The following is a 12,534-nucleotide window of genomic DNA, read 5'->3' as shown; positions in this document are numbered from 1 at the left end:
TAATTTTAATGCTTCAATTATTTATTCCTCGGCAAATGCAATTGCCCCATCTGCAGAAGTAAAACCCGAACTGGTATATGGAATATAATCAACAAAACGCCTGTTTGTATTTATTACACAAAACTTTTTTGGACAACAGGCACGTAGCGGACAAGGGTAGCAATATCCGGCTGCATACCAATTTACAAACCCAACACTTGCACTGGATGGAGAGGCTAAGGCCAAACCCGTACCTCTTGCCACATCGCAACCCAGCATTCCATTTAATAGGTACACCGTATCACTGGTAAAACTATTCAACACCCTTAACAGGTCCTGTTTCGAATACATACCACCTTCGTAGTTTTTGGTACCAAGAGAATCTATCATAAATTTCTTAAGGTTACTAAGACTGATGGAGTAACCTGTACTGCTTGCAGCAGCGGTGCTATTGGCAATAGCAGTTTCATTTGGATTATTCATGCTGCCAAAAAAAATAAATGCACTAATTGCCAGTATTGCAACAAAATTTTGTTGAAGGCCTTTGTAAAATTGCTTTTTCATACAGTTTTTTTATAAAAATATAGATAATTATTTCAACTATAAACACTTATGAAGTAATTAAACAATTTAAGATAAGCCACTTATGCCCAATTATTTACAAAAGCAATGTATGGGTTTACCCAACAAATCATTTCATGGCCTCCTGCTTGCGTCGTACACTTGTACTTCCGGTACCTGTAGCAGCAATATTATCTACCCGAATTTGCTGCCATGAAAGTGGAACCCTGAACCGAGCGTGGCAAGTAAAGCTTATTAGTATTTTAAAAGTTGGGTACATAAACCAAATTGTATTGATTAATGCCTGCTTTATAATGACCCAACTAGTTTTTTACCAATTTCAAATTTCGGATATCCTTACCGGTATTTAATTCTATCATATAAACGCCACTTATATAATTACCCATATCTAACTGCAGTGAATTTACGCCAGTTACAACAATTCCATCCAGCTTCCCTACAATTACACCCGAAGCATTGGTAATACTTATTTGGAACTTATTGCCTGCAACACTGCTATTAAAATAAAGATTGGTAATTTGTTGTGCAGGGTTTGGGATTATATAAAAGCTTTTTAAACTAATTGTAACATCTGCCTTATTGGCGTGGACCATCACTGCTGAGTGATTTACAAAAGTTGTATTTAGGTTATGCATGATGGCTGTATTGCTTTGTTGCAATTTGGTATTGTTATAAATAACCTGTTTGCAATCATTGCATAGTGTGCTTTTATAGAAGTGAGAAAGCCTGTTATAAAAAAATGAATCAAGCCCCTCATATACTTCACCATGGCTAATGCCTGGTTGATAATCCAATTCATAGCAACCACCCAAATGATCTAACCTTTTGGTAATATCTGAAGAGCCTGAGGTTGGAGCAAAATATACACATCCATAGGGATTACCGGTAGCAAATGGAATTACATCATCCAAAGTTCCCTGAAACATGGCCACCGGAATAATGTTCTCAGCCGAAATAAAACTGGTATCTGTTACCCCACCAGCCACAGAGCCAATAGATTTAATTGAAAATGTATTGGTAAGATTATTTGAACTGCGTGTTAAACTACCTAGTCTGGCAGTAGTGCCAGGGAAAGTTTGATTAAATGCTGCTTCGCTAACAAACTGTGTAAATAAACATATAATGGCTCCAGCACTTCTGCCATACATAAATATGTTGTTTTTATCAATTTTATAGGTATTGGCATTATTTACCAGGTACCTTATAGCGGCATGCGTATCCTGTAAACTTCTATAGGCGGCATCTGGTAAACTGTTATTATCCGGCGTACAGGTTTGCTCCCAACCAAGACGGTAGTTTATACTGGCACAAACAAAACCTTTTCGGGCAAAATATTGGGCTTCTGTTTGCATAGAAACCGCTGTTCCACCAACAAAACCACCACCATGTACCAACACAATTAAGGGACGTTTTTTAAATGGATCAGCTGCATTGTCAGGATAATAAACTGTAAGGTTTAAATTACCAGTAACACCATTCCAGTCAGTGTTTCGGCCATAATTCACATTTGCTGTTCTAATCTGATTGTCCTGAAAAAAATCAGTCGTATCAAACCTAAGTGTATTACAATATTTTGCTTTGGCTATATCCTGTGCCAAAGCGTTCACCTGAAGCAGTAACATTACCAATAACAAGTATATAAAAACAGAAATTTTTTTATTGGCATATGCCAATAGTTTAAGGGTAAACATGATGGTTGGTTTATTAAATTAAAAAACTAAATGATTGGATAGAAAATCGGTTTAGAAAATAAGTGGAAAACCTGAATGAGTTAGGGGGGATGATAATCTTTCACAGTTCTACAGCACATGCAAGGTACTATTAATAAAAACAGTGTTGTATTATATTATGGTCTTTAAAGGGTATTTACCTGCTTTATTTTTTTAGCCAGGCAATGCTTCATTGTGGCGGCATTTCTTGCGTCGCACTCTTGTACTTCCGGAATATGTATCAGCTGTTTTTTATGGTAATAATTTGCTGCCATAAAAGTGGAACCCTGAACCGAGCGTGGCAAGTAAAGCTTAATTATTAATACGCTGCCCGTACAATAGCATGTATTTTAATTCCGGATCAGTTGCACTGTAGAATAACTTTAGGGAGCATTTTATCGTAAGATAGTAATAGTACCTTTTCGGGTATAGTTTGTACCCTTGAAAACAAATTTTGCAAACCAGACATAAGTGGCTGCGCTTTGCGGTTCTTTACCAAATACGGTACCATCCCATTTAGTTCCAGGAGTTTTGCTTTGAAATACCAGTTTGCCAAACCGGTTATACACATTCATCTCATAATTACTGATGGCATTTATATTCCCGATAGGGCCAAAATTGTCGTTCAATCCGTCATGATTTGGCGTGAATCCAGAGGGGAAATAAATATCACCACAATCGGCTACAATATTTATGGAAGCATTTGCAGTACAGCCATTTTGGTCGGTTACATTTACTGTATAAAGCCCTTCGGTAATAGCAGAAAATGAAGGGGATATTGAATTATCCTGCCACAAATAGCTGATAAAACTGCCTGGATAAAGATGAATAATATCTCCTGAACAAATGGTAGTATCATTCCCCAATGTGATACTGAGTGTGTTTGTTTTTGAAATAGTTTCGGATGCATTTGCCATACAGTTATTTGCATCATTTACAGTAAGCTGATAAGTACCAGCAGCCAGATTATTAAGGTTAGGGGAGTTGCTATTTATAGGTAACCACTGGTATTGGTATGGCTGGGTGCCACCAGTAATATTGCTAATAATACTACCATCCTGCGCATCGCAATTTTCGGCCGTAGAAATTAAATTTATACCAATGGGTAAAGGTTCATTTATGGTAATACTTTGTTGTACTGTACAATTGTCTGCATCGTTAATATGAATGGTATAAATACCTGCAGAAAGATTGGTAATGGTATTGCCACTAAAATTTTCTCCTAGATTATTATCCCAATTTACCAAATATGGTAGATTACCTCCGGATATAACTGCATTCGCTGTGCCAGTTTTGGTAGCTGCACAAAGCGCATCGGTTGCAGATAGTTGTACTGTAATTCCCTGTGAAGGGGCTATATCAATAGAATCATTTTTAGTACAGCCATTCTGATCTGTAATTAACACAATATATTTCCCTGCTGCCAACGCGGTTAGTGTATTTGAATTAACATTACCTGGCGTCCATTGATATTGATATGGAGCCAAACCACCTTGTACATCGAGTTGAATAGTGCCATTATTATTCCCACAACTGGTAGCAGTTCCGGTAATGGTACTGGTAATAGTAGCGGAGGCGGTAACGATCGCATTGGAATTGGAAACACAACCATTTCCGTCTAAAACAGTCAGCGTATAATTTCCGGCTGAAAGGTTTAATTCAGTTGCGTTCTTCCCCCCGGAAGGTGACCATGAGTAACTATAAGGAGCAGTTCCCCCACCTACAGTTGCGATAGCTGAACCATTGCCCTTATTGCAGGTTTCCGGTGTGGTGGTTATACCAATATTTATTGCAGCAGGCTGAATAATTGAAATAGAATCAATTGCGCTGCAAATACTGGCATCCTGCACCTGGATAATATATTTTCCTGCTGGCAGGTTGGTGATATTGTTGCCTGAAAAAGTAGACACACCATTTGACCATTGAATGGTATAGGGTTGTACTCCGCCTGTTATTACAGCCTGTGCGGCACCGGTATTGTTTTCAAAACAGCTTAAATCTGTTTTCGATAATTGTATGCTCACACCAGAAGTTCCTGAAACAATGGCTGAATCAATTTTTGTGCATCCGTTTGCATCAGTAACCAACACTATATATTTACCTGCCACCAAATTATTGATAGTTGGTGTTGTAAAATTACCCGGTGTCCATAAATACTGATAGTTACCTGTACCACCACTTACACTAACTGATGCACTACCCTGATTGGTTCCACAAGGTGTATTTTGAATATTTAAGTTTGTTTGTAATGGTAATGGTTCTGTTAAGGTAAACTGCGTACTGTCTTTACACCCGGTTTGATCTGTTGCAATTACTTTATAATTACCCGCAACAAGGCTACTGGCAGTGTTGCCAGCTCCACCAAAAGGTAACCAATCATAGATATAAGGTGTAGTACCACCAGTTACATTTACGGTAGCAGATCCATTATTACCACCAGCACAAGTTATATTACTGAGGTTAGTAACCGTAATGGCAAGAGTACCTGGATTATTTGCAACAGTAGTATTAATTGTTTTTTGGCAATTATTATTATCTGTTACCAAAATGGTATAATCGCCTGCAAATAAATGATCCGCAATATTAGAGGTACTTACATTCGGTGACCATTGATAGGTATAAGGAAACACCCCTCCACTCACATCAAGTGTAATACTACCATTATTGCTGCCGCAACTGGCATTACTGTTTACCACAGTATAACTTACAGGCAATGGTTCTGTTAAGGTAATATTGGCATTGGCAGCACATCCACTTAATCCAGACACAGTAACTATATAATTCCCAGCCCCTAAATTTCTGGCTGTATCTGTGTTTTGTACCGGACTTGTATTCCAGCTATAGATAAATTGTGAGCCACCTCCGCTAAAACTTACATAGGCCGCACCAGTTTTATCAGCATTACATAATACCGGCTGCAAAATTTTAGCGGTAATACTGTTGATTATTTCAAAGTTGGTTTCTATATAGGTAGAGGAGCCGTTATCTGGCCCGGTTACCGTTAAACTCACAAAATAATCACCCGCCAATGCATAGGTGTGAGAAGGATTAGGCAGGGTAGAGGTATTACTTGAGCCAGATGAAGGATCACCAAAATTCCACAAATAACTAACCGGGCAAGGTGTAGAGGTGCTTGTAAAATTAATGGTATTATTGTTTACACAGGAATAGGTAAAAGATGCATCATTAGATGGTGCTTCACCAATAGTAAAATCATCAATGGCAAATCCATCAAAACTGTTGCATGATGAGCCTGAAGCAAATACAAATCTAAAGCTAACACTGGTTTTACCTGCCAATAATGGCAATGTGTGCTGGGCCAATACCCATTTACCACTGCCGTTCCCAACCACACAACCACCACTGCCACTTTGATTGGTGCCCGACCATGCATTGGCATCATTCAAAAATTTTATTGAACTGGCATTATACCAGTTCTCGTTAAGACAATTTTTAGTATCACTTAAGCTTCCTAATAATTGCCAGGAAGTACCATTATTGATAGAATATTCAATATTTGCGCCATCGTATTGGCCTTCGGTATCCCAAAAAACATAAAATTTTATATAAGGGTGTTGAATATTGGAGAGATTAAAGCAAGGCGTTTTTAGCCAACTGTTTTGTCCACTGTTATATGCCACTTTGTTAAGTCCGCCCGTAATCCAGCATTTAGACCCGGTAGCAGCTTTATTAATGGTAGATTTTATTGGTATTCCCCAAGCCCAATCACTGTTGGTTCCCCCGGATGTCCATCCGCCATTGGAACTTTCAAATCCTTCATTGTACGGAAAACTATTAATGGTGGAGGAACATTGAGCATGAATTTGTAATGGGCAAATGGCAAAAAATACCAAAACAGCTATAATACTTTTAAAAATGTATGTTCTTAATATAGATGGTAAAGTAAGCTTCATGGTTTCTCTACGCAATATTAAATTAGAATGCTTAAACCATTATGATTTAGTAAATGAATTTTAAAACATCTCTACAACATTTTATACGCAAATAATATTGGGATGTTAATACAACGCAGTGCTTCGGAGAATAGTATAAAAAAAGATAGTCTCTATAAGGAGACTATCTTTGTGACCCGGATTGGATTCAAACCAATGACCCACAGCTTAGAAGGCTGTTGCTCTATTCAACTGAGCTACCGGGCCTCTGAGGCGGCAAATGTAAATTTTAATTAGTTTGCACCCAAACAGAACTTTAAAAATATGGATGTAAAAATAGAATCTGAATGGAAACAAGTACTTTCTGATGAGTTTTCCAAACCATATTTTAAACAAATTGCCCATTATTTAAAGACTGAAAAAGCACAAAAGAAAATTATTTACCCGCCGGGTAACTTCATTTTTAATGCATTTGACAAAACCCCGTTTAGTAAAATTAAAGTAGTTATTCTTGGGCAAGATCCCTATCATGGTGCCGGGCAGGCACATGGATTATCCTTTTCTGTTCAGGATGGAATTGCTTTGCCGCCATCTTTACAAAACATTTTTAAAGAGCTGCAATCCGATACCGGCATACCAATATCTCCGGTTGGAAATCTGACCAAATGGGCAAATCAAGGGGTGTTTTTATTAAATGCATCCTTATCTGTAAGGGCATCAGAACCAATGAGCCATGCAAAAATTGGTTGGGCTGAATTTACAGATGCTGTTATAAAAGCAATTTCACAGCATAAAAAAGGGATTATATTTTTACTTTGGGGCAAATTTGCTCAGGAAAAGCAATATTTAATAGATGCCAGTAAACATTTTATACTTAAAGCAGCGCATCCATCGCCTTTAAGTGCGCATAATGGCTTTTTTGGTTGCAGGCATTTTAGTAAAACAAATGAATTACTTATTAAACAGGGTACACATCCAATAGATTGGAATCCACAATAAGAAAACAGGTATTACATGAAACTATTTAAAGAAATTTTTGGTAGAATTTGGGCTTTATATGGGCTATTGTTATTTGTAAGCACAATGATTATTGCAGATCTTTTCTACCTTATTTGTTATATTCTAAAAGAACCCTATAAAGCCAGGTTTCACAGGCAAATTTCAAGGGTATGGATGACTTTTTATCTTTATATGATTGCCAGTCCGGTAAAAGTTAAGGGTGCGGAACATTTTGCAAAAGACAGAAATTTTGTGGTGGTATGTAACCATAATAGCCTGATGGATATTCCATTAACTACCCCTTTTATGCCCCGGCCAAACAAAACCATTGGTAAAACCAGTTTTGCATACATCCCGTTGGTAAATGTATTTTATATAATTGGCAGCATTCTGGTAGATAGAAAAAGCACCAAAAGCCGTTTAGAAAGTTATATAAAAATGAAAAAAGTACTTTCCAGCGGTTTTGATATGGTCATTTACCCGGAAGGCACCCGCAACAGATCGGATGATCCGCTTAAACCTTTTTATGACGGAGCTTTTAAACTAGCCATTGATACTGGCAAAGCCGTGATACCAGCCTTGCTTTTTAATACCAAAAAAGTATTACCCATCAACAAACCATTTTATTTATATCCGCATAAAATGGAAATGCATTTTTTACCACCTGTAGAAAGCGATGGTTTAACCGCCAAAGAATTAAAAGAAAAGGTATTTAACATTATGTGGAATTACTATGCAGCCAATAGTTAAATCCAATTTTTAGATATTTTTTATGTATCAAGCTGTATATCTTTTGGTAATCGCCGCTTGCCACGCTCGGTTCAGGGTTCCACATCTATGGCATCTAAAACACAATCATATGGGTTTAACCTAATTATTAAAAACAAAATATAGACCTTATAGTATTGAATACCAATATCTTGCATTTTTATTCAGCTACCTATTTATTCAGCTGCTGCCAGGCTGCGGGATTGCAGCGGAAAGCCCACAGCGAACGATAGTGAGCGAGGACTTGCAGCGTAAAGCCCGGGCAAATGCAGCATAAATTGTCTACAGCCTAAAGCCCCCTGTTTAAATCAATCTAACCATTTCCATACATAATTAAAAGCTTTTGAACCTCAATAGGGTAATACCTATAAAAGCTTGTTAACACTGTGGATAAAAGCCTGTAAAAAACAGATGTTTTTTGCTGTATTTCAAGCCTAAAAAGGTAAATTTGCCACCCTTGCCAAAAACGAGATTAGAGGATCATTTAATAATTTTATGGAAGAAAATTTAATACCGGAGCAAACCAGTGACAACGATAGGATAATTCAGGTAAATATTGAGGAGCAAATGAAAACCGCTTATATAGATTACTCTATGAGCGTAATTGTTGGACGAGCACTACCTGACGTTAGAGACGGCTTTAAACCAGTACACAGGCGTGTATTGTTTGGAATGCGGGAATTAGCAAACTACAGTAACAGAGCTTATAAAAAATCGGCCCGTATTGTTGGTGAAGTAATGGGTAAATATCACCCGCATGGCGATGCCAGTATTTACGATACACTGGTACGTATGGCGCAGGATTGGAATATGCGTTATACAATGGTAGACGGACAGGGTAATTTTGGTAACCAGGATGGTGACCCACCGGCAGCCATGCGTTATACGGAGGTAAGGCTGCAGAAGTTTTCTGAAGCCATGTTGGAAGATATTGAAAAAGAAACCGTTGATTTTCAGCTGAATTTTGACGATTCTTTGGAAGAACCTACAGTTTTGCCAACTAGAATTCCCCAGCTATTGGTAAATGGAAGTAGTGGTATTGCTGTTGGTATGGCAACTAATATGATGCCCCACAACTTAAGCGAGGTTATCGATGGCTGTGTGGCATATATTGAGGATAAAGAAATAACAATTGACGATCTTATAAAGTATGTAAAAGCACCGGATTTCCCTACAGGTGGAATTATTTTTGGGATGGAAGGTGTTAAACAAGGTTTGCTAACGGGAAGGGGAAGAGTGGTTTTACGTGGTAAATGCCATATTGATACCAAGCCTAGCGGTAGAGAACAAATCATTATTACCGAGGTGCCCTATCAGGTTAACCGCGATATGTTAACAGATAAGATTGGGCAATTGGTAAATGATAAGGTAATTGAAGGTATTGCTCATGTGAACAACGAAAGTAACCAGCGCGAAGGTACCCGAATTGTAATTGACCTTAAGCGTGATGGTGTTGCCAATGTATTGGTTAACCAATTATATAAATACACCGAATTACAAACCAGCTACGGCATCAACAATGTAGCATTAGTAAAAGGCCGTCCCCGTATCTTAAATGTGCGGGATTTAATTGTTGAATTTGTTGATTTTAGAATGGAAGTGGTAACAAGAAGAGCCATTTTTGAGTTAAAGAAAGCAAAAGAAAAGGCCCATATTTTAGAAGGTTATCTTATTGCATTAGACCATTTGGATGAAGTAATTAGATTAATTAGAAATTCAGCAACCCCTGATATAGCAAAAGAAAGCCTGATAAATGCTGGCTGGGGTATTGATGAAATACAAGCCAAAGCCATTCTGGAATTAAGGTTGCAGCGCCTTACCGGAATGGAACGTGATAAAATTAAAGCTGAGTTTGATGAATTAATGAAACTAATTACGCATTTACAGGAACTGCTTGATAGCGAGCCTTTGCGTTATGAGTTGATTAAGACCGAGTTACTGGAAATAAAAGAAAAATTTGGCGATGTAAGGAAAACTGAAATTCAATACATGGCCAATGAAATGCGTATTGAAGATCTTATTGAAGAAGAAGATGTTATCATTACTATTTCACATTTAGGGTATATTAAAAGAACTTCGGCAACTGAATATCGCCAGCAAAGAAGAGGTGGAAGAGGAGCAATTGGTAGTAAAACAAGGGAAGAAGATTATGTAGAACATTTATTTGTAGCTTCTACCCACGATTCTATGATGTTCTTTACCCAACAGGGTCGTTGCTACTGGTTAAAAGTGCATGAAATACCTGAAGGGGATAAGCAAAGTAAGGGTCGTGCCATTCAAAATTTGATTCAATTGCCTGGTGACGATAAAGTAAGGGCAATTATAGATGTAAAGAAATTAGATGATAAAGAGTATATCAATAGTCATTATATCATCTTATGTACAAAGAAAGGAACCATCAAAAAAACCTTGCTGGAAGAATTTAGTCGACCAAGAGCCAATGGTGTAAATGCCATAAATATTGTAGAAGGGGATGAGTTGCTGGAAGCAAGAATGACAGATGGTAATTGCGAGATTATGTTGGCCATTAAAAGCGGAAGAGCCATCAGATTCCCTGAAGATAAGGTGCGTCCAACAGGCCGAGGTGCCATAGGTGTTTCGGGTATTGAAGTTGATGGGGAAAATGATGAAGTAATTGGCATGATATGTGTTAAAAAAGATGATGCTGAAAAAACTGTATTAGTAGTTAGTGAAAAAGGATATGGCAAAAGAACCCTGGTGGAAGATTACCGGATTACCAACAGGGGAGGAAAAGGAGTAAAAACCATTAATGTTACAGATAAGACAGGTAATTTGATTGGCTTACTGGATGTGGATGGCAAAGAAGATCTGATTATTACCTGCAAATCTGGTATTACCCTTAGAACTGCGGTTTCCAGTATTAAAGAAGCGGGCAGAGCAACACAGGGTGTAAGACTAATAAGACTTGATGAAACGGATGAAATTGCGGCAATATCAAAAATTCAGGAACAGGAAGAAGACCTGATTGAAGCTGAAAACACAGAAGAAAACAGTAATATTGAAGCACAAAGTACTGATACAACAACTTCTTCAACTGAAGCCGGAGACGCTGCTGAAGATAATAATGATCAGGATATTACAGATCCAACAAATAACCAATTATAAATTGCACATCATGAAAAAAGTATGCCTGGCCATTTTACTTTCTGCAGTATGTTTATTCTCTAAGGCGCAGAACTACAATGCATTAGTGATCGATTACAGCACTGGTAAATTTGACGATGCTAAGAAAGAAGTAGATAAACTATTAACTGAAGGCAAATTAAAAGACAAAGCTGAAACCTATTTGTGGAAGGTTAAAGTTTACGCCGAAATTTATGCAGATAGTGCTTTAACCAAAAAATATACTACTGCAGGAACCGATGCTTTAGCAGCTTTGGACGTATATGTTACTAAAGAACCAGATTTGAAATTGCTTAAAGAAGATGGCTCCAGGGCAATTAGCCTTTTATATGGCATTTCTTTTAATAATGGAAGAAGCTATTTTCAGGCAAGCGACTGGAATAATGCATACGCTAGTTTTAGCTTTTGCCAGAATGTAAGTGAATTTATAGGTAAAAATGGATTAAGTGCTACAGGAAAATATACCATTGACACTACTGTGGTTCTCTATACTGCCTATGCTGCTCAAAATGCAGGTAAACAAGATGATGCAGTAAAAAGATATAAAGCACTTGCCGATTGGAAAATTAATGACGCGGATTATATTGACATTTATAAATTCATTCTGAATTATGAAACAGATAAAAAGAATGAAGCAGAATTTAATAAATACCTGGCCGTTGCAAGAGAAGCGCATCCTAAACAATTATCCTTGTGGAATCAATTTGCTATGAATTATCAAACTACCAATTCCAGTTTAATGGAAATTGTAGCGAAATATAAAGCAGATGATGCCGCAGGTAAATTAAAGGAAGATGATTATGTAACTTTTGCTGAGTCATTTGCATCTCCAGACAAGGCCCAACAAAATGCGCTGGATAGCACACAGCAAGTAAATTTAAAAATGGCTGCTGCTGATGCTTTTGCAAAAGCATTTAATTTAAATAATGCAGAAGGACTTTATGCTTTTAATACCGGCGTATTATACTATAGTACTTTTACAACCTTAGATGACAGGTTTTATAATTATACTGGTCAGTCGGCTGAATTAAAGGCAAAGCGTGATGCCATTGTTAAAGAACAACAAGAAATAGCTGCAAAATCTATCGAGTGGTTAGAGAAGGGATACTCTGTTTTAAAAGCAAAAACAGATAGAAATAAAGCTGAAAGTAATAGCTTAAACAGATCGGTAGATTATCTGGCTAATATATTTGCCTGGAAACGAGAAAAAAGTAAAGGTGTAAATCCTAAAGATTTTGATGCATTTGATGCTAAATACAAATTATACGACAGCGAACACGATAAATATAAGAACTAAGGAATCTATTTATATTCTAAAACCGTTGCTGACTTAACAGCAACGGTTTTTTTATTTAGATATAGAATGGAATGAGGTACTTGGGTTTAAATAAAAGAGTTTCTAAATACCTACTTAACATAATGTTAATTATAGGCTAATAATATTCTTTTAATTTAGGTAG

At 37.2% G+C, this 12,534-nt stretch carries 7 protein-coding genes and 1 tRNA gene; 4 read left to right on the top strand and 4 right to left on the bottom strand.

The features are described from left to right. Nucleotides 1-21 precede the first annotated feature (21 nt). From GD597_RS02760 to GD597_RS02745, 4 genes are all read right to left on the bottom strand, one after another. Nucleotides 22-543 (bottom strand): hypothetical protein, encoded by a 522-nt coding sequence (locus GD597_RS02760; protein WP_171606282.1) that lies wholly within the window; start codon nt 541-543, stop codon nt 22-24. Nucleotides 544-863: 320 nt separating this feature from the next. After that, nucleotides 864-2,252, bottom strand: coding sequence for a carboxylesterase family protein (locus GD597_RS02755; protein WP_171606281.1), 1,389 nt, complete (start codon nt 2,250-2,252; stop codon nt 864-866). A gap of 413 nt (nt 2,253-2,665) precedes the next feature. Next, on the bottom strand, nt 2,666-6,184 hold the full coding sequence (locus GD597_RS02750) for a T9SS type B sorting domain-containing protein (RefSeq protein ID WP_171606280.1): 3,519 nt from the start codon (nt 6,182-6,184) through the stop codon (nt 2,666-2,668). Between the two features lie 172 nt (nt 6,185-6,356). After that, nucleotides 6,357-6,430: transfer RNA gene (locus GD597_RS02745), tRNA-Arg, on the bottom strand. Between the two features lie 57 nt (nt 6,431-6,487). Here GD597_RS02745 and ung point away from each other — a divergent pair. The 4 genes from ung to GD597_RS02725 all read left to right on the top strand — a co-directional run bounded on the left by ung (nt 6,488) and on the right by GD597_RS02725 (nt 12,371). Next, nucleotides 6,488-7,162 carry a uracil-DNA glycosylase gene (gene ung / locus GD597_RS02740; protein WP_171606279.1) on the top strand — a complete coding sequence of 225 codons (675 nt, stop codon included), beginning with the start codon at nt 6,488-6,490 and terminating at the stop codon, nt 7,160-7,162. A gap of 15 nt (nt 7,163-7,177) precedes the next feature. Next, nucleotides 7,178-7,912: a lysophospholipid acyltransferase family protein gene (locus GD597_RS02735; protein WP_171606278.1), complete on the top strand. Its 735-nt coding sequence runs from the start codon at nt 7,178-7,180 to the stop codon at nt 7,910-7,912. Nucleotides 7,913-8,425: 513 nt separating this feature from the next. Beyond that, nucleotides 8,426-11,056 carry a DNA gyrase subunit A gene (gyrA, locus tag GD597_RS02730; protein ID WP_171606277.1) on the top strand — a complete coding sequence of 877 codons (2,631 nt, stop codon included), beginning with the start codon at nt 8,426-8,428 and terminating at the stop codon, nt 11,054-11,056. 10 nt (nt 11,057-11,066) lie between these two features. Beyond that, nucleotides 11,067-12,371: a hypothetical protein gene (locus tag GD597_RS02725; protein ID WP_171606276.1), complete on the top strand. Its 1,305-nt coding sequence runs from the start codon at nt 11,067-11,069 to the stop codon at nt 12,369-12,371. Nucleotides 12,372-12,534 lie beyond the last annotated feature (163 nt).

This window comes from Limnovirga soli, from assembly GCF_013106755.1.
Taxonomy (GTDB): domain Bacteria; phylum Bacteroidota; class Bacteroidia; order Chitinophagales; family Chitinophagaceae; genus Limnovirga; species Limnovirga soli.
The sequence above is the reverse complement of the archived record's forward strand: the minus strand, read 5'-3'. Positions and strand labels throughout refer to the sequence as shown.